The organism is Qingshengfaniella alkalisoli (assembly GCF_007855645.1).
In the GTDB taxonomy this organism is placed as follows: Bacteria; Pseudomonadota; Alphaproteobacteria; order Rhodobacterales; family Rhodobacteraceae; genus Qingshengfaniella; species Qingshengfaniella alkalisoli.
Genome location: NZ_CP042261.1, coordinates 1,314,178 through 1,330,759 on the forward strand (window position 1 = coordinate 1,314,178; position 16,582 = coordinate 1,330,759).

Genomic DNA, 16,582 nt, shown 5'->3' on the forward strand with positions numbered 1-16,582 from the left:
AGGGGCGCAATCGGGTATGACACAGAACGTCGCCGAGCCACGCCCCGGCCCTACAGCTGGTAAGCCCGTCACCATTGCAATAGATGCGATGGGTGGCGACAAAGGCCCCGTGCCCGTGATTGCGGGCATGGCAAGATCTGCTGCGAAGAACCCGGATCTGCGGTTCATCGTCTTTGGCGACAAGTCCCGTCTCGAATCCCTGATCAGCAAACGCAAACCCCTGTCCGGGCGCGTCGATGTACGCCATGCCGAAGGCGTGGTCACGATGGATGCCAAGCCCAGCCAGGTGATGCGCAACGGCAAGAACACCTCGATGTGGGCTGCCGTCGATGCCGTCCGCGACCGTGAGGCGGCGGTCTGCGTCTCTTGCGGCAATACCGGCGCCCTGATGGCCGTGTCCATGTTGCGCCTGCGCAAGACCGAAGGTGTAAACCGTCCAGCCATCGCCTGCCTGTGGCCGTCGCGCAATCCGAATGGCTTCAATGTCATGCTGGATGTAGGCGCAGACATCCGCGCTGATGCCGAGGATCTTCTGCAATACGCGTTGATGGGAACATCCTACGCCCGCGTCGGCCTCGGGCTTGAACGCCCAAGGATCGGTCTACTGAATGTTGGCACCGAGGAACACAAGGGCAGAGCCGAGCTGAAGCAGGCCTACGACCTGATCGACGCCGCCGCCGATACGGCACGATTCGATTTCGTCGGCTATGTCGAAGGAGGCGATATCCCGTCGTCTCGGGTTGATGTTGTCGTAACCGATGGCTTCACTGGCAATATCGCGCTCAAGACAGGGGAAGGCACCGCCAAGCTGATTAGCGAGGCCTTGCGCGAGGCGTTCAGACATTCCGTCCTGTCGCGTATCGCCGCTGTCCTGGCGCTGCCATCCATGCGTCGTTTGAGCAAGCGGATCGACCCGCGCCGGGTGAATGGCGGTGTGTTTCTCGGCCTGAACGGCACGGTCGTGAAATCCCACGGCTCCGCCGATGCGACAGGTGTTTCCGCTGCGATCAAGCTGGCCTATCAACTTGGCGCCGCGGGCTTTCATGAACGGGTCAAGGCGCGGGTTGCGTCCATGTCCCACCCGATGCAGGATCAGGGTCTGATCGGGCAGAACAACGGTTTCCAATAATGACAACACGCGCTGTCGTCCGGGGGGTCGGACATTACCTTCCGGAACGTATCGTTCCCAACGAAGAATTCACCAAAACACTGGACACCAGTGATGAATGGATTCGGTCGCGTTCCGGAATCGAGCGGCGCCACTTTGCCGCTGAAGGCGAAACAACATCCGATCTGGCGACGCGTGCAGCCCGCCTGGCATTGGACGATGCGGGCATGACCCCCGACGATATCGACGCGATCATCGTTGCCACTTCGACACCGGATCTAACCTTTCCCTCTGCGGCAACGATGGTGCAAAGCGCGCTCGGCATGACCAGTGGTTTTGCCTTTGATGTGCAGGCCGTATGCGCGGGCTTCGTATTTGCCTTGGCCAACGCCAACGCATTGATCGTTTCGGGGCAGGCAAAGCGAATCCTCGTGATCGGGGCCGAAACCTTCAGCCGGATCATGGACTGGACGGATCGGTCGACCTGCGTGCTGTTCGGCGATGGCGCGGGAGCGCTTATACTGGAATCCGAAGACGCCGAAGGCAGCGCTGCCGATCGTGGTATCCTGGCGTCCGACCTGAATTCCGACGGTCGTTTCCGCGATCTCCTGTATGTAGATGGCGGTGTATCGACCGGCACGACCGGGCATCTGCGCATGGAAGGCAAGGAAGTCTTCCGCCATGCTGTCGAAAAGCTGGCCAAGACGGCGCATTCGGCACTGGATAAGGCCGGGCTGACAGGCGAGGACGTGGACTGGATCGTTCCCCATCAGGCCAATCTGCGGATTATCAAGGCCACCGCGCAGAAGATGAATGTTCCCATGGATCGCGTTGTCGTGACGGTTCAGGACCATGGCAACACTTCTGCCGCATCCATCCCGTTGGCGCTGTCCGTGGGGCGTTCACGTGGGCAAATCAAACCGGATGATGTCGTCGTGATCGAGGCCATCGGCGGCGGTTTGGCGTGGGGTGCGCTGGTTCTGCGCTGGTAGGCGAGATCGCCCCTCGCAAGTGCTTGATCGCATTGGTGATTGACTTGCCTTTCGGCTTTTCACTATGTTGTTCCAAGTTTTGGAGGGGTAGTCATGGGCAAGACACTGACCCGCATGGATCTCAGTGAAGCGGTATTTCGTGAAGTCGGACTTTCCAGAAACGAGTCGGCAGATCTTGTCGAGTCGGTGCTGGAACATATCAGTGACGCGCTCGTTTCGGGCGAGTCGGTAAAAATTTCGTCTTTCGGAACGTTCAACATTCGCGACAAGGCGGAACGGGTCGGTCGCAACCCCAAGACCGGCGAAGAGGTTCCGATCCTTCCCCGACGCGTGCTGACCTTCCGGCCCTCCCACCTGATGAAAGACAGGGTCGCGCAAGGCAACAAGCGCTAGACCCGCGCAGATGAATGAATAAATCCCGGAACGCGTTCAGAACGATTAGCGAAGTGGCCGAGTGGCTCGGCACTCCGACGCATGTGATCCGCTTCTGGGAAAGTCGCTTTCCGCAGATCAGCCCGGTAAAAGGATCAGGGGGCCGACGTTACTTCCGACCCGAAGACATGCGCCTTCTGGGCGGGATCAAGCATTTGCTGCATGGTGAAGGCCACACGATCAAGGCCGTACAACGCAGGCTGGCCTCCGAGGGTGTTCAGGCGATTTCCGCTTACAGCCACCCGTTGAACCAGGCGGCTCCGCCGTGCAAACGCGATACACCCAAGGACACGCAAGCGCCTTCAGAAACGGAAACCATCACAGAATCGCCCGCGCAAGCCACCCTGCCCGGTCTGGATCACATTCCGCAAGATCCAGACGATCAGGCTCACATCAACCCGGTTCTGCCGTTCAGCGCTGAGCTCCGCGGAACAGACCCTGGCACCGCGACGAACGCGACCGCGATACGCGACGCCTACGCCCGACTGCAAAAACTCCGCGACCGCCTGAAAGACTGATGCACAGAATAATTTCTGACGTTTCCGACTTGCTCTTGGGCAGAAAAATGATAGACATCGCCGCTGTCGGGCTATGGCGCAGCTTGGTAGCGCGTCCGTCTGGGGGACGGAAGGTCGTGAGTTCGAATCTCGCTAGCCCGACCATTACAAAACAGCCCGCACCCTTTCATGGGCGGCGGGCTTTTTGTTAGGCGATGCGGAAACCGGAGGCCCCATGACCAGCAACACCGGCGTTCTCGCCTCGCAAGACATCCTCAAAATGGTCGAAGACGGCCAGATCATCGGCGCTCGACGGATCTGGGACGCGCAATACCAGCCAGCGTCGCTCGATTTGCGGCTTGGAACTGTCGCCTATCGCATCCGCGCGTCTTTCCTGCCCGGCGCCATGTCCACCGTGGGCAACCGTCTGGCGGAATTCGAGATGCACCGGATTGATCTGGGCCCCGGTGCAGTCCTAGAAAAGGGCTGCGTCTATCTGGTGCCGCTGATGGAAAGCCTCGACCTGCCCGAGACAATCCAGGCCGTGGCAAATGCCAAGAGTTCCACCGGGCGTCTCGATCTGCTGACGCGCGTGGTCATCGACAACGGCACCGAATTCGACCGCATTCCCGCTGGATACAAAGGACCCCTATTTGCCGAGATCTGCCCGCGCAGCTTTTCTGTCCTCGTCCGTCCCGGCATGCGGCTCAACCAGATCCGCTGTCGGCACGGGCAGTCCATCCTGAGCGATGACGACCTGCTGGAACTGCAAGACAGCCAACAGTTGGTGAACGGTCCCGCCCATATCGAGGATGGGGTCGGCTTTTCCGTCGATCTTACGCCCGGTGACGATGATCTTGTCGGATACCGTGCCAAGCCGCATACCGGCGTGATCGATCTGGACATGATCGGCCATTACGACGTGCGCGATTTCTGGGATCCAGTGCGGGTCGATCGAGGCAACATCATCCTCGATCCCGGCGCGTTTTACATTCTCGTCAGCCGTGAGGCCGTCCACATTCCCCCGGACTGTGCGGCGGAAATGGCCCCTTATATGGCTTTGGTCGGAGAATTCCGCGTGCATTACGCTGGCTTCTTCGATCCCGGATTCGGCAATGCCGCCGCCGGTGGCCAGGGATCGCGCGGCGTGCTGGAAGTGCGCTGCCATGAAGCGCCCTTCGTCCTCGAACACGGGCAGCGGGTGGGCAGGCTGATCTATGAACGCATGCGCACGCGCCCTGACCGGCTCTACGGAGCCGACTTGCAGTCGAACTATCAAGGGCAAGGGCTGAAACTGTCAAAGCACTTCAAGCCCGCCTGAGACGTCAATCGTCGTCTTTGAATAACGCATCCTGTGTGTCGTCCGACGCTTCGTCCTGATCGTCCTGCCGCGCAGCGGAAAATTCGGGTGTCGGGCGGTTGTCGAGCAACCCTGCGGCGCGCAGCTCCTTGATGCCGGGCAGATCGCGGGCGCTTTCAAGGCTGAAATGGTCCAGAAACGCATCCGTTACAACGAAGGTGGCGGGACGGCCCGGCGTCATTTTGCGTCGACCAATCCTGATCCAATCCATTTCCAGCAGCTGGTCTATTGTACCGCGGCTGACACTGACGCCGCGAATTTCTTCGATCTCGGCACGCGTCACCGGTTGGTGATAAGCGATGATGGCCAGCGTCTCTACCGCCGCACGGCTCAGCTTGCGGGTCTCCACCGTTTCCTTCTGCATCAGGAAGGCCAGATCCGGCGCGGTTCGAAACGCCCAACCCGAGCCCATCCGCTGAAGACGCACGCCGCGCCCGTCATAGCGTTTGGCAAGATTGTTCAGCGCCTCTTCCGGATCCGAGCCATGTGGCAGGCGGCCAATCAATTCGCGCAAAGTCACCGGTTCGGCACAGGCAAACAGGATCGCTTCGACCATGCGTTCCTGTTCCTCCATCGCGGGCGCTTCAAACAGGCTGGCCTCGTTCTCGGGGCTGGAGAAAGTGTCGCTCATTTACCGTCCGGCTTCCGTCTTAACTGAATGGGCGCGAATGATTCCGATTGCCGCAGTTCCGCCTGCCCCGCCTTTACCAGCTCCAGCGATGCCGCGAATGTCGATGCCATGGCCGAGCGACGCTTCGCCGGATCATCGCTCCAGCCATCGGGCATATAGGTCGACAGATCCGTCCAATCGCCGGCAAAGCCGATCAGGGGACGCATCCGGTCCAACGCCTGTTCCATGGTTAGAACCGCATCGCGATCCATCACGAAGGGGCGGAACTCGTCCTTCGTCCTTATTCGCGCATAGGCCTGCATCAGATCCAGCAGCGATGCAGTGTAACTGACCCGCCGACTGCGGGACACGGTTTCGGTCAGCCCGCGTGCGAAGACGTCGCGGCCCAGTTGATCGCGCGCCATAAGCTGGGCCGCCGCGTTGCGCATCGCCTGAAGCCGCTCCAGCTGGAAAGCCAGATGAGCGGCCAGTTCCTCGCCGGAAGGCCCTTCGTCTTCCGGATCAGGCGGTAGCAACAGGCGCGATTTCAGAAAGGCGAGCCAAGCGGCCATCACAAGATAATCGGCGGCCAGCTCGATGCGTAGCTGTTTCGCTTTGTTGACGAACAGAAGATACTGCTCCGCCAGCGCAAGGATGGAAATCTTACGCAGATCCACTTTCTGCGTGCGCGAAAGCGTCAGCAACAGATCCAACGGCCCCTCGAACCCGTCCACATCGATGATCAGAGCTTCGGCTGCAAGCCTGACCTCAAGCGCGGTGACGTTGCCGGTGTCAGCGTCAGACATGCACACCTTCCCGAAGGATGGCCGCAAGCTCAGCGTGCAGTCCATGCGCGTCAATCGGGTCGGGTGTGCGCCGGGCAGACAACGCCGACGTCGCGCGTTCGGCACCTTTCCCAGACAAGCGGCCGGCTGTCGCTACGACGTCTTCCATCTCACTCATCACTGCGTGACAGTGCAGCACCACATCACAACCGGCGTCCAAGGCCTTTCTCGTGCGGTCCGTCATATCGCCCTCAAGCGCATGCATCGACAGGTCATCCGTCATCAGCAGTCCGTCAAATCCGATCTGTTGCCTGATGAGGTCAATCACGATGCCTGACTGGGTGGCCGGGTGATCCGGGTCAATCTCGGAGAACACGATATGCGCCGTCATACCCATCGGTAACTCGCATAGCGCTTGGAACGGAACGAAGTCGGCCTGTTTCAGTCTTTCGAGATCGGCATCGACCTTCGGCAGTTCCAGATGCGTGTCCAGCGTCGACAACCCGTGACCCGGCATATGCTTCATTACGGGTAAAACCCCGCCATCCAGAAGCCCATCGGCCACCGCACGCGCAGCGCTGGTCACCGTTTCCGGCCCGTAGCCATAGCAGCGGTTTTTCAGGACGGGATGCGTGTCGACGCGCGCGATGTCGCCAAGGGGCGAGCAATTGCCGTCGATGCCGACCTCACGCAGTTCTGCGGCAATCAGGCGGCTGCGGATATACATGGCGCGACCGGCCTTGGCGGGGCCAGCCTGTTCCATCTGATCGAGCGCGGGCAACCATTCATGCCAGTGGGGTGCCTGCAGTCGCTGAACGCGCCCACCTTCTTGATCAATCAGTATTGGAGCTTCTCTCCCCACGGCATCACGCAAGGCGGCGGTCAGCGCGATCACCTGATCCGGCGTATCGATGTTGCGAGCAAACAGGATGAACCCGAACGGATCAGCCTCGCGAAAGAAGTCACGTTCATTCGCCGTCAGTTCAGTTCCGGTACATCCGAAAATATAAGCGCCTTGTGTCCGTTCGCTCATGCTTTGTCCGCGTCATCCCTCGCATCATCCTACCGAGGCAGGTACGGCACAGCTTAGCGTGTCAGCACAGGGATACAATCGGCCTGTTCAGCCAACAGCACCGAACAGAAATTTCGCGCCGACGTAAGATCGTCAAACCCGGCCACCCGCAACCTGTAAAAGGTGCGGCCATTGCTGTGCGCGGGTTCGATCACTTGCTGCTTCCCGGCGACATAAGTGTCGAAATTCGCTGCGATGTTGTTCCAGGCGGCTTGGGCCATCTCGGGGCTGTCGAACGCACCAAGCTGCACCAAACGCGTGCCAGCAGATATCCGCAGCGTCTCCATCTGGCTTACATTCGCGGATGCACGCGTGACCATTTCCATCCGGTCGCCGGTATCCAGTGCTGCCTGCGGCTCGCCTTCCGCGCCCGCCCCCGACTCACCAAGCGCTTCTTCGATCGCGGAGTTGACGGAAGCGCGCATGATATCGTCAAGCGATTTCGACTGTTGTGCAGGCTGCGACGTAGGCTGCGCGCTTTGGGTCGAAACCTGCGAACGCTGGGAGGGACGCGCAACGGGGCGCGGCACCGTCACCTCATTGGCGTCGATCGACGCGACCTGCTCTTCCTGCGGTTCCTCGTCGACCTGTGCAAGCTGCTCGTCCAGATTGTCTCCAGGATCTCCTTCTGTCACCGTCTGCGGCGATCCCGCAAGCTGCGTGGCAGGATCCATGACCTCGGCATCGGGCATCTCGCCCAGTTCAGCCACGGCAACATCTTCATCGGCGACGCCAACGGGTTCGGGCGCCAGCACCAACTTGTCAACTTGCACTTCGTTCTCGCCCTCGGACGCGACATTGTTCACTGCCAAACCTTGGTGATCGGCCTGAAACCCGCCGGGATTCTCGGGCGCTATCCGTGCAGGGCCTTCCATTGCTCTGACGACAGGCACACCGCGCGCATCGCGCAGGGCCAGATCGGTCGCCCACCAGCCAAGCCCGCCCACAAGCGCGAGCGACGACGCTGCACCGGCCCAGCCCATGAGCGTCGCAAAGAACCCCCTGCCCCGAAAGCTGGGGCGCGGCTCCTCTTCGAAAGCCTCGGAATATGCCATTTTTCGCCTCATCTCGCCCCCCGTTATCTTCGGGTTCGCGGTTCAAATTCTGCTCTGCAACCGCTGGGCGTGGCGCTTTTGTCAGCGCATCTCTTCCAGCGGCTTTACCCCAAGGATACCAAGACCGGAGGAAATGACAACCGCAACTGCCCGTGGCAAAACAAGTTTTGCCGATGTTGTGACCAAATCGCCCTCCTGGACAAAGCGCAACTCCGGCTGGTCATTGCCACGATTCCACAGCGCGTGGAACTCGGACGCCAATTCATAGAGGTAAAACGCCACTCTATGCGGCTCATGGGTGCGCGCCGCGATCTCGACCAGACGCGGCCATTCGGCAAGTTTCTTCGCCACCGCGATCTCGGCAGGGTCCGTCAGGCCAGCAAGATCCTGCTTGCTGATCGCCTCGTCGGACACGTCCACGCCCAGATCGGCAGCTTTTCGCAGAACGGAATGCACCCTGGCATGCGCGTACTGGACATAGAAGACGGGGTTGTCCTTGGATTGCTCCAACACCTTGTCGAAGTCGAAATCGAGCGGCGCGTCGTTCTTGCGGGTCAGCATCACGAAGCGAGTCACATCCGGCCCCACCTGATCGACTACGTCACGCAGGGTAACAAATGTCCCTGCCCGCTTGGACATCTTGAACGGCTCGCCATCCTTGTAGAGTTTCACCAACTGCGTCAGCTTGACGTCCAATGGCGTCTTACCATCGGACAGTGCCGAAACAGCCGCTTTCATCCGCTTGACGTATCCACCGTGATCCGCACCGAAGACGTCGATCAGTGCATCGAAACCGCGTGTGATCTTGTCATAATGGTAAGCAATGTCGGGCGCGAAATATGTCCAGCTTCCGTCGGACTTCTTCACCGGGCGATCCACATCGTCGCCATGTACGGTGGAGCGGAACAATGTCTGCTCTCGCGGTTCCCAGTCCTCGGGCAACTTGCCTTTGGGGGGCTCCAACACCCCCTCATAGATCAGGCCCTTGCCGTCGAGATCGTCAAGCGCCGCTTCGATCTTGCCGGTGCCGTAAAGGGACTTCTCGGAAAAGAAGACATCCATCTTGACCCCAAGCGCGGCCAGGTCTTCGCGGATCAGGTCCAGCATCCGCTCGGTCGCGAATTCGCGGATCTCTTCCAGCCACTCGGATTCATCTTTGCCGACGAACCGATCACCGACCTTGTCCTTTAGTGCCTGCCCTACCTCGATCAGGTAGTCGCCCGGATAGGTGCCGTCCTCGAACGCGACCTCCTGCCCATGCGCTTCCAGGTACCGCAGATATACCGACCGCGCGAGGACATCGACCTGTGCACCGCCGTCATTGATGTAATACTCGCGGGTTACGTCATAGCCCGCGTAATCCAGCAAGGATGCAAGCGCATCACCGAACACCGCACCACGGGTATGACCGACATGCAGCGGCCCCGTCGGGTTGGCCGAAACGTATTCGACATTGATCTTCTGGTTTGCGCCCAGTTCGGACCGACCGAAGCCCGCATCCGCGAGCACACCGCTGACCAGGCCCTGCCAGACCGCATTGGACAACCGCAGGTTCAGAAAACCCGGCCCCGCGACCTCGGCAAGCGCAATCCGCGGATCTTCAGCCAACTGACCAGCCAGGGCATCGGCAATGTCGCGCGGCTTCATCTTCGCGGGCTTGGCCAGTACCATTGCCGCGTTTGTTGCCATATCACCATGCGCCGCGTCTCGTGGCGGCTCCACCGTTACATTCGAGAAATCCAGCCCGTCGGGCAGGGTTCCCGCGTCTTGCATGGCGGTCAGCTTGTCCAGAACAAGCGTCTTGATATCGGCAAACAGGTTCATGTCACTAAGTCCCAGAAATTCGCAGCGGGTCTAGCACAGACGCGGCCAGACGCAATTGATTTAACCTTGGCCACAATGGCGTCGGTGTTCCTGAAGTGCGAAGCGATCGGTCATGCCCGCAATGTAGTCGGCGACCAGACGCGCCCGTTCGGTCTGGTTGAGCCCGCTATCTGCCACGCGATGCCAGCGCCACGGCAGGAGGCTCGGATCACGCATGTAGACGCCGAACAGATCCTTCACCTGACGCGTGACGTCGTCGCGGATCACCACCACCTGCGGCGCGCGATACATGCGGCTGAACAGGAACTTGCGGATCACGTTGATCTTGTCGACCATCTCCGGTGAGAAAGCGATCACCGGCTTGCCCAGATTGCGAATCTCGTCGCAGCTTTGCGGGCCAGCCTCTTCAATGATACCGCGCGAGTGGTCGATCAGGTCGCTCACCATATATCCGAATACACGCCGCAGCGCCTCATGTCGCCGGCGGATAGGATCCAGATCAGGATACGTCGCGTCCACGTCGGCATAGGCGGGTTGCAACAGTGGCAGGTCCAGCAATTCCTTATCGGTGAACAGCTTCGCGCGCAGCCCGTCCTGCAGATCGTGGTTGTTATAGGCCACATCATCGGACAGCGCGGCAACTTGCGCTTCGGCGCTGGCGAAGGTGTTCAGTTCCATATCGTGCCTGGAATTGTATTCCGACAAAGCGTAGGGCAGCTCACCCTCGACCGGTCCGTTGTGCTTGGCAATCCCTTCGAGCGTATCCCATGTCAGGTTCAACCCATCGAAATCGGCGTAGTGGCGTTCCAGCCACGTCACGATCCGCAGCGTCTGCGCGTTGTGATCGAACCCGCCGAAGGGCGCCATCATCTCGTCCAGCGCGTCCTCGCCCGTATGTCCGAACGGGGTGTGCCCCAGATCATGGGCAAGCGCCACGGCCTCGGTCAGCTCGTCATTCAATCCCAGCGCACCGGAAATCGTCCGGGCGACTTGCGCGACCTCAATCGAATGGGTCAGGCGAGTACGGAAATAATCCCCCTCATGTTCCACGAAAACCTGTGTCTTGTGCTTAAGGCGACGAAAGGCGCTGGAATGGATGATCCGGTCCCTATCGCGCTGATAGCACGACCGGAATGCACTTTCTTCTTCGGGGTATAGCCGTCCGCGCGTGGCGTCTGGATGCGCCGCATAGGGTTTCAACATGACCTGCCTGTCCTTGTCGCTGTGCCGTGGTCCGCATATATTGAAAGCCAAGCCATTCCAAGTGACGAGGAAACTGATGGATCTGTCGCTACCGCCCAAGGTTACCGAGCGCGCCTTCGCTCGCCTGAAAGAAATCAACGACACTTCCGATGCGCCAAAGGCGCTGCGCGTCGCAGTTGAAGGCGGCGGTTGTTCGGGCTTTCAGTATGACATCAAGCTCGACGAGCCATCCGACGACGACCTGGTGTTGGAAGGCAGCGGGCAGAAGGTTGTTGTGGACAGCATCTCCCTGCCGTTCCTGACCAACGCCGTCATCGACTTCACCGAAGAACTGATCGGCGCGAGATTTGTGATCGAGAATCCCAATGCCAGCAGTTCCTGCGGTTGCGGCACGTCCTTCGCGATGTAGTCGGATCGCCTAAAGGTCAGTTGTTCAGCTCGACCCGGGCGAATTCTGCTATGGTCAGCGGAATCGTTGCGAACGGGCTATTTTCTTCGACAAACCATGACGCCGACAGCCCCATCCCGACGAACACCCATTGCAACAGACGACGTCGATCCAACCGCGCAGCTTCGGCCACGATTGCAACCCGGCGCCGGAAACAAGTTTGATCAGACGCGGCCGGGACGTTCGGATTAACGAGATCAGGGTTTGAAAACAGCGCGACGTATTCAAACGCCCGCTCGCCGACCAGCCCCTTGGGATCAATCGCCAACCAACCTCGCGCCCCAAAATCCAGCACATTTCCGTGGTGTAGATCGCCATGCAGCACATGGATGTCGCGCTGATCTTCAAGCAGTTTGTCGATCAATTTCGCAGCCTCTGAAAACACACCACCTTCCGCCGCGCCCACGTCCCGTAGTGCGCGAAACCAACGGTTCATGGGCACGAAGGAGCTTGGGGCAAGGCGATGATTGTGAAGCTGTTGCGCCACACAGCACAGAACAAGGCAGGTTACATCATCCTCGCCGCCTCGCGCCATATTTGCGAGGTCTCGCTGTCCGGTGGCCCGCTCCATCAACACTGCCAACCCATCTCTGGCGAATACCCGCGCCGCCCCTTCGCCCGCCCATTGTTCCAACAGACGTGACCCGCGTCGCTCCTCATCGGTCAGGCACAACTTCAACATCGCGGGTTCACCAGCCTTCAGAACGGGCAGCAATCGCGATGTATGTGTGACAAGCGGCTCCCCGTCACCCAAGAGTGCCCATTTCTTCAGATAGGGATCAAACATGCGCTCTGATAGCATGTCGGTCGTCCACACCACAGCTTCGGTTTGCGCCGATCACACAGCACGCGTATGGATATCGTCAAATCGAATATCTTTCGTCTGAAGGGCCGCCGCCATGAAAATCGCCAGCTTCAATATCAACGGGATCAAGGCCCGCATCGGCGCGCTGACCGATTGGCTGAATGATGCGCAACCCGATGTCGCGATCTTGCAGGAAATCAAATCCATAGATGAGAACTTTCCGGCCGATCACTTCAGGGACATGGGCTACATAGTTGAAACCCATGGGCAAAAGAGCTTCAACGGCGTCGCAATTCTGTCCAAGCTGCCGCTCGAAGATGTCACACGTGGCTTGCCCGGCGACGATGACGATGAACAGGCTCGCTATATCGAGGCGACCGTGATCGGCGACAAAAAACCGGTCCGTATCTGCGGCCTGTATCTACCGAACGGCAACCCGGCGCCGGGCCCGAAATACGATTACAAGCTCGCATGGATGGAACGGCTGCGGCAGCGCGCAACCACACTACTTGAACTTGAAGAACCCTTCCTAATGGCAGGTGATTACAACATAATCCCACAGAAAGAAGATGCAGAAAAGCCCGACAGCTGGCGGGAGGATGCGCTGTTCCTGCCTCAATCGCGCGAGGCCTATCGCAAGATCACCAGCCTCGGGCTCACCGACGCGTTTCGAGCGTGCAATCCGCATAACCCGCCCGCCTCGCCACCCGGACATTACACATTCTGGGACTATCAGGCCGGAGCATGGAACCGGAACAACGGCATCCGCATCGACCATTTCCTGCTGAGCCCGCAATGCGCGGATATTCTGGAAGATTGCCAGATCGATCGCGACATCCGTGGGCGCGAGAAGCCTTCCGACCACGTTCCGATCTGGGTCAAGCTCGCCGCCTAAGACTTGGTCACATCGGTCGTGTAGAGCCAGTCGAGGCTGTGTATCGCCGCATTTGGTGCAAGTTTCTTGCCGATTTGCAGTATGTTTTGGGCTGCAAAACGCATCGGGCCGCGAAGGTGATAGGCCCATGCGTTCCGGTCGGCGGATGCCACGATACGGGCGCAGCGATCTCGACGCCGATCCTGATAGGCCTCAAACGCGGCGGAGATTTCGCTTGTGGTGCCGAGTTCATTCGCAAGAACCCACGCGTCCTCTATGGCCATGCACGCGCCCTGCGCAAGAAACGGCAGCGTTGGATGAACCGCATCGCCAAGCAACACGATCCGACCACTGTGCCACCGTCGCGCCACGGGATGCTTGAACAGACCCCAGCGATGCACGGACTCTATGCGTGACAGCAAGGCGCGTACCTCCGGCGCGAAGTAGGAGAAGGCGCTGCGCATGTTGTGAGGATTGTCTTCGACATCCCAACGCTCTTCATGCCAATCCGATTTTTCACACACCGCAACAATATTCATCAGCCGCCCATCGCGCAGCGGATAGGTTACCAGATGCCGCCCCGGCCCCATGTAAACACGGGCGACCGCAGGGGTCTGCGAATCCAGCGGGACAGTTGCCCGCCACGCGGATTGGCCGGTGAAGGCGGGCGTTTCCTCAAGCCCGATAACGGATCGAAGCGTTGATCGCACACCGTCACACCCGATTACGATATCCGACGCCTCATCTTGGCGACCGTCAAATTGGAGCGTCACGGCCGCGTCAGATTGTTCTGCACCTACGACCTGATGATTGCATTTCACCCCAACCCCCGCGTCAACAGCGGCCTCATGCAGTACCGAAATCAAGTCGGATCGGTGCACGAACAGCCATGGGTTGTTTGTCCGGATCGCTGAAATGCGCAGATTCTGAAGGAGTCTGCCGTCACCACTGCGCCGTAGCTCTATCGCCTGCCCTCTAACCGCACGATCCTGAATCTCGTCCGCGATGCCAAGGGTTTCGAGCACCGCCATGCCGTTGGGGCTGATCTGGATACCTGCGCCAACCTCGGCGACCCTGTGCGCACGTTCATAGACGGTGACCTTGGCCCCGCGTCGTGCCAGCGCCAAGGCGGCTGTCAGACCACCGATTCCGGCCCCGACGATCGAGATATCGCGTCGATCCAGCATATGCCTCCGCAAACAAAAAGGCACCGGAAATGAACCCGGTGCCCAGAAACCTCATAACAGGACGGAACCCGCGGATTCAGTCGTCGCGATGGACCTTTTCGCGGCGCTCATGGCGTTCCTGAGCCTCAAGGCTCATGGTCGCAATCGGGCGCGCATCCAGCCGCTTCAGCGAAATCGGATCACCCGTCACTTCACAAAAACCATACTCGCCATTCTCGATCCGACGAAGCGCGGAATCGATCTTGGCGACCAGCTTGCGCTGGCGGTCACGTGTTCTGAGCTCAAGTGCGCGGTCGGTTTCTTCCGAAGCTCGATCCGCAACATCCGGAATGTTACGCGAGCTGTCTTGCAGCCCTTCAATCGTATCCCGACTTTCCGCCACGAGTTCGTTCTTCCAGGACGTCAGCTTTCTGCGAAAATATTCCAGTTGGCGTTCGTTCATGAAAGGTTCGTCCTCGGCAGGACGATAATCGTCGGGTAGAAATACCTCAGCCTTCATTTCTGCTCCCAGTTAGTAACGGGATTCTTGACGGCCCGCTCAAGCTTAAACATCCAGATTCCTCCCGCCGCCCCAATAGCCCATAGCGTGGGCAATGTCACGCCGATTTACAGCTTGCTTGATGCGTTGGGCGGGTGTGATAACCTTGCGAAAGCAACGGGGCGGGGCAGATCAAAATCTTTATGAAATTCAACAACAATAGACCTTGGGTTAATCTTCTGGCCCGTGGCGAAACAGCGTGTGTTTTCGAACACGTATATGACCATGCGTAAAGCTGTTCCTCGCGCCGTTTCTATCGTTTTCGCGGGGCTTGTGACCGCCTGCACGCCGATTCCGATAGATCAGCCCGCACCGCCCGTCCCCGCCGATGTCGACCTGCCGCAGATGAAACTTTTCGCGGTCAGCTATCCCCAAGCGCCGCAGCGATCAAACGAGGAAATCGCCCGCGACTTCATTGATCTGACTTTCTTTCTGGAAAGCGGCACCCCCCTTCCGATCCTTACCCGGTTCGAAGAACCCGTAACAGTTGCCTTGCGCGGCCCATCACCGGCGATCGTCGGCTATGAACTGGACCGCTTGATCACCCGTCTCCAACGAGAAGCCCGGATCGACGTCCGTCGCGTGGCCGATGGGTCCGCGGCGGCTCTCAACGTCGAGGCCGTACCCCGATCCGATATGCAGCGGCTGGTTCCCAGCGCGGCCTGTTTCGTTGTGCCTGCCAATATCCGCTGGAGCGAGTTCCGCGGCGATATGCGCCGCGCCGACCTGAACTGGTCACGCCTGCAAACCCGTCGGGCAGCAACCGTATTCATTCCCACCCAGATCAGCCCGCAAGAGGTGCGCGATTGCCTGCATGAAGAAGTCGCGCAGGCATTGGGGCCGCTGAATGATCTGTATCGGTTGGAAGATTCGATCTTCAACGACGACAATCTTAATTCCGTCCTGACCGGATTCGACATGATCGTGTTGCGTGCGACCTATGACGACAGCTTGCGCACCGGCATGACCAGCGGCGAAGTGGCCGCGCGTCTACCTGCCATTTTGCAGCGGATCAATCCCAAGGGCGCACGGTACGCGACACGGCCGCTTCAACCGACGCCGCGCGAATGGCTCAACGCCATCGAGGCGGCGCTGAGTGAAGGTAGATCGGGTCGGCGCAGCGCCGCCGAAAAAGCGCTGGAAATTGCCCGCGGCCAAGGCTGGCGCGACTCGCGACTGGGCCTGTCGCTATTTACCCTTGCGCGTCTGACCGATGTTCATAACGGTGATCTGGCGCTGGCACGCTTCATGGAAGCGGCCGAAGTCTATGACAGCCGGCAAGCCACGCAAATCCATGCCGCGCATGTGGGCATGCAGATTGCAGCCTTCGCACTGGCGGCGGAGGAATATCCGCTGGCTGTCGGGATCGCGGATCGGTACATCCCTGTCGCCCGGCAAGCTGAAAACGGATCGCTTCTGTCGGATCTTCTGATGGTGAAAGCGGTTGCGTTCGAAGCTTCGGGCCGTCAGAAGGAGGCCGACGCGCTTCGCTGGGAAAGCCTTGGCTGGGGGCGCTACGGATCGCGCAGTGACGCGGAACTTTTGCAGCGTGAGCGAGAGATCGAAACGCTGGTACGATAGAGCGGAGCACATGGCATGATCATTCTCGCAGGGGCGGCTCTGGGCGCGATTTGGGGTGGTTTTCTGGCCAGGCGGCGCAAGGGCAGCAAGTTGGACATCGCGCAATATGCTGTCGGCTTCGCCATAGCTTTCGCGCTTCTGGGTCTGTTCATCAGCGTATTTCTGGCGCGGTCCATCTGACTGCTTGCCGGGCCCGACACGCGCACCCATA

The 16,582-nt window shown here is 59.6% G+C and carries 18 protein-coding genes and 1 tRNA gene; 10 read left to right on the forward strand and 9 right to left on the reverse strand.

Annotated elements, in window-relative coordinates:
- Positions 1-16: 16 nt before the first annotated feature.
- The 6 genes from plsX to FPZ52_RS06730 all read left to right on the forward strand — a co-directional run bounded on the left by plsX (position 17) and on the right by FPZ52_RS06730 (position 4,350).
- On the forward strand, positions 17-1,129 hold the full coding sequence (gene plsX / locus FPZ52_RS06705) for a phosphate acyltransferase PlsX (protein ID WP_146364728.1): 1,113 nt from the start codon (positions 17-19) through the stop codon (positions 1,127-1,129).
- Complete coding sequence (locus FPZ52_RS06710; protein WP_146364729.1) at positions 1,129-2,100, forward strand: beta-ketoacyl-ACP synthase III; 972 nt, start codon at positions 1,129-1,131, stop codon at positions 2,098-2,100. The genes plsX and FPZ52_RS06710 overlap by 1 nt, the downstream gene beginning before the upstream one ends.
- Positions 2,101-2,193: 93 nt before the next feature.
- Positions 2,194-2,493: an integration host factor subunit alpha gene (gene ihfA / locus FPZ52_RS06715; RefSeq protein WP_146364730.1), complete on the forward strand. Its 300-nt coding sequence runs from the start codon at positions 2,194-2,196 to the stop codon at positions 2,491-2,493.
- A 14-nt stretch (positions 2,494-2,507) separates the two neighbouring features.
- A complete protein-coding gene (locus tag FPZ52_RS06720; RefSeq protein ID WP_146364731.1) occupies positions 2,508-3,050 on the forward strand; it encodes a MerR family transcriptional regulator in 543 nt (180 codons plus the stop codon).
- Between the two features lie 67 nt (positions 3,051-3,117).
- Positions 3,118-3,194: transfer RNA gene (locus tag FPZ52_RS06725), tRNA-Pro, on the forward strand.
- Positions 3,195-3,264: 70 nt separating this feature from the next.
- Positions 3,265-4,350 (forward strand): 2'-deoxycytidine 5'-triphosphate deaminase, encoded by a 1,086-nt coding sequence (locus tag FPZ52_RS06730; protein ID WP_146364732.1) that lies wholly within the window; start codon positions 3,265-3,267, stop codon positions 4,348-4,350.
- 4 nt (positions 4,351-4,354) lie between these two features.
- Here FPZ52_RS06730 and scpB read toward each other — a convergent pair whose 3' ends face one another.
- The 6 genes from scpB to FPZ52_RS06760 all read right to left on the reverse strand — a co-directional run bounded on the left by scpB (position 4,355) and on the right by FPZ52_RS06760 (position 10,938).
- On the reverse strand, positions 4,355-5,020 hold the full coding sequence (gene scpB / locus FPZ52_RS06735) for an SMC-Scp complex subunit ScpB (RefSeq protein ID WP_146364733.1): 666 nt from the start codon (positions 5,018-5,020) through the stop codon (positions 4,355-4,357).
- Positions 5,017-5,805, reverse strand: coding sequence for a segregation and condensation protein A (locus tag FPZ52_RS06740; RefSeq protein WP_146364734.1), 789 nt, complete (start codon positions 5,803-5,805; stop codon positions 5,017-5,019). Before FPZ52_RS06740 ends, scpB begins: the two co-directional genes overlap by 4 nt.
- Complete coding sequence (nagZ, locus tag FPZ52_RS06745; RefSeq protein WP_146364735.1) at positions 5,798-6,817, reverse strand: beta-N-acetylhexosaminidase; 1,020 nt, start codon at positions 6,815-6,817, stop codon at positions 5,798-5,800. The genes FPZ52_RS06740 and nagZ overlap by 8 nt, the downstream gene beginning before the upstream one ends.
- Before the next feature lie 53 nt (positions 6,818-6,870).
- Positions 6,871-7,911 (reverse strand): SPOR domain-containing protein, encoded by a 1,041-nt coding sequence (locus FPZ52_RS06750; protein ID WP_168201275.1) that lies wholly within the window; start codon positions 7,909-7,911, stop codon positions 6,871-6,873.
- A gap of 81 nt (positions 7,912-7,992) precedes the next feature.
- Positions 7,993-9,735 (reverse strand): arginine--tRNA ligase, encoded by a 1,743-nt coding sequence (argS, locus tag FPZ52_RS06755; RefSeq protein WP_146364737.1) that lies wholly within the window; start codon positions 9,733-9,735, stop codon positions 7,993-7,995.
- A 60-nt stretch (positions 9,736-9,795) separates the two neighbouring features.
- Positions 9,796-10,938, reverse strand: a complete 1,143-nt coding sequence (locus FPZ52_RS06760) for a deoxyguanosinetriphosphate triphosphohydrolase (RefSeq protein WP_146364738.1) — start codon at positions 10,936-10,938, stop codon at positions 9,796-9,798.
- Positions 10,939-11,020: 82 nt separating this feature from the next.
- Between FPZ52_RS06760 and FPZ52_RS06765 the strand changes: the two genes are divergently transcribed.
- Positions 11,021-11,347 carry a HesB/IscA family protein gene (locus FPZ52_RS06765; protein ID WP_146365686.1) on the forward strand — a complete coding sequence of 109 codons (327 nt, stop codon included), beginning with the start codon at positions 11,021-11,023 and terminating at the stop codon, positions 11,345-11,347.
- Between the two features lie 16 nt (positions 11,348-11,363).
- Here the strand turns inward: FPZ52_RS06765 and FPZ52_RS06770 are convergent, their stop codons facing one another.
- On the reverse strand, positions 11,364-12,188 hold the full coding sequence (locus FPZ52_RS06770) for an aminoglycoside phosphotransferase family protein (protein ID WP_240804306.1): 825 nt from the start codon (positions 12,186-12,188) through the stop codon (positions 11,364-11,366).
- Between the two features lie 97 nt (positions 12,189-12,285).
- Between FPZ52_RS06770 and xth the strand changes: the two genes are divergently transcribed.
- Entirely contained in the window at positions 12,286-13,086 is an 801-nt protein-coding gene (gene xth / locus FPZ52_RS06775) for an exodeoxyribonuclease III (protein ID WP_146364739.1), read from the forward strand.
- Here the strand turns inward: xth and FPZ52_RS06780 are convergent.
- Both FPZ52_RS06780 and dksA read right to left on the reverse strand, forming a co-directional pair.
- Positions 13,083-14,252, reverse strand: coding sequence for an FAD-dependent oxidoreductase (locus FPZ52_RS06780; protein WP_146364740.1), 1,170 nt, complete (start codon positions 14,250-14,252; stop codon positions 13,083-13,085). The two genes, xth and FPZ52_RS06780, sit on opposite strands and share 4 nt — an antisense overlap.
- A gap of 76 nt (positions 14,253-14,328) precedes the next feature.
- Entirely contained in the window at positions 14,329-14,751 is a 423-nt protein-coding gene (dksA, locus tag FPZ52_RS06785) for an RNA polymerase-binding protein DksA (RefSeq protein WP_146364741.1), read from the reverse strand.
- Positions 14,752-15,009: 258 nt separating this feature from the next.
- On the opposite strand from dksA, the gene FPZ52_RS06790 reads away from it, so the two are divergent.
- Together FPZ52_RS06790 and FPZ52_RS18870 are read left to right on the forward strand one after the other, a co-directional pair.
- Positions 15,010-16,371 carry a DUF2927 domain-containing protein gene (locus tag FPZ52_RS06790; RefSeq protein WP_240804307.1) on the forward strand — a complete coding sequence of 454 codons (1,362 nt, stop codon included), beginning with the start codon at positions 15,010-15,012 and terminating at the stop codon, positions 16,369-16,371.
- A gap of 15 nt (positions 16,372-16,386) precedes the next feature.
- Entirely contained in the window at positions 16,387-16,551 is a 165-nt protein-coding gene (locus tag FPZ52_RS18870) for a hypothetical protein (protein WP_168201276.1), read from the forward strand.
- Positions 16,552-16,582: the final 31 nt, after the last annotated feature.

What these genes read in the sequence shown, in the direction of transcription:
- scpB (WP_146364733.1), bottom strand. Translation starts at nt 5,020, where the DNA reads ATGAGCGACACTTTCTCCAGCCCCGAGAACGAGGCCAGCCTGTTTGAA.
- dksA (WP_146364741.1), bottom strand. Translation starts at nt 14,751, where the DNA reads ATGAAGGCTGAGGTATTTCTACCCGACGATTATCGTCCTGCCGAGGAC.
- FPZ52_RS18870 (WP_168201276.1), top strand. Translation starts at nt 16,387, where the DNA reads ATGATCATTCTCGCAGGGGCGGCTCTGGGCGCGATTTGGGGTGGTTTT.
- FPZ52_RS06710 (WP_146364729.1), top strand. Translation starts at nt 1,129, where the DNA reads ATGACAACACGCGCTGTCGTCCGGGGGGTCGGACATTACCTTCCGGAA.
- FPZ52_RS06780 (WP_146364740.1), bottom strand. Translation starts at nt 14,252, where the DNA reads ATGCTGGATCGACGCGATATCTCGATCGTCGGGGCCGGAATCGGTGGT.
- FPZ52_RS06740 (WP_146364734.1), bottom strand. Translation starts at nt 5,805, where the DNA reads ATGTCTGACGCTGACACCGGCAACGTCACCGCGCTTGAGGTCAGGCTT.
- plsX (WP_146364728.1), top strand. Translation starts at nt 17, where the DNA reads ATGACACAGAACGTCGCCGAGCCACGCCCCGGCCCTACAGCTGGTAAG.
- FPZ52_RS06790 (WP_240804307.1), top strand. Translation starts at nt 15,010, where the DNA reads ATGACCATGCGTAAAGCTGTTCCTCGCGCCGTTTCTATCGTTTTCGCG.
- FPZ52_RS06770 (WP_240804306.1), bottom strand. Translation starts at nt 12,188, where the DNA reads ATGCTATCAGAGCGCATGTTTGATCCCTATCTGAAGAAATGGGCACTC.
- argS (WP_146364737.1), bottom strand. Translation starts at nt 9,735, where the DNA reads ATGAACCTGTTTGCCGATATCAAGACGCTTGTTCTGGACAAGCTGACC.
- FPZ52_RS06730 (WP_146364732.1), top strand. Translation starts at nt 3,265, where the DNA reads ATGACCAGCAACACCGGCGTTCTCGCCTCGCAAGACATCCTCAAAATG.
- FPZ52_RS06720 (WP_146364731.1), top strand. Translation starts at nt 2,508, where the DNA reads ATGAATAAATCCCGGAACGCGTTCAGAACGATTAGCGAAGTGGCCGAG.
- nagZ (WP_146364735.1), bottom strand. Translation starts at nt 6,817, where the DNA reads ATGAGCGAACGGACACAAGGCGCTTATATTTTCGGATGTACCGGAACT.
- ihfA (WP_146364730.1), top strand. Translation starts at nt 2,194, where the DNA reads ATGGGCAAGACACTGACCCGCATGGATCTCAGTGAAGCGGTATTTCGT.
- FPZ52_RS06760 (WP_146364738.1), bottom strand. Translation starts at nt 10,938, where the DNA reads ATGTTGAAACCCTATGCGGCGCATCCAGACGCCACGCGCGGACGGCTA.
- FPZ52_RS06750 (WP_168201275.1), bottom strand. Translation starts at nt 7,911, where the DNA reads ATGGCATATTCCGAGGCTTTCGAAGAGGAGCCGCGCCCCAGCTTTCGG.
- xth (WP_146364739.1), top strand. Translation starts at nt 12,286, where the DNA reads ATGAAAATCGCCAGCTTCAATATCAACGGGATCAAGGCCCGCATCGGC.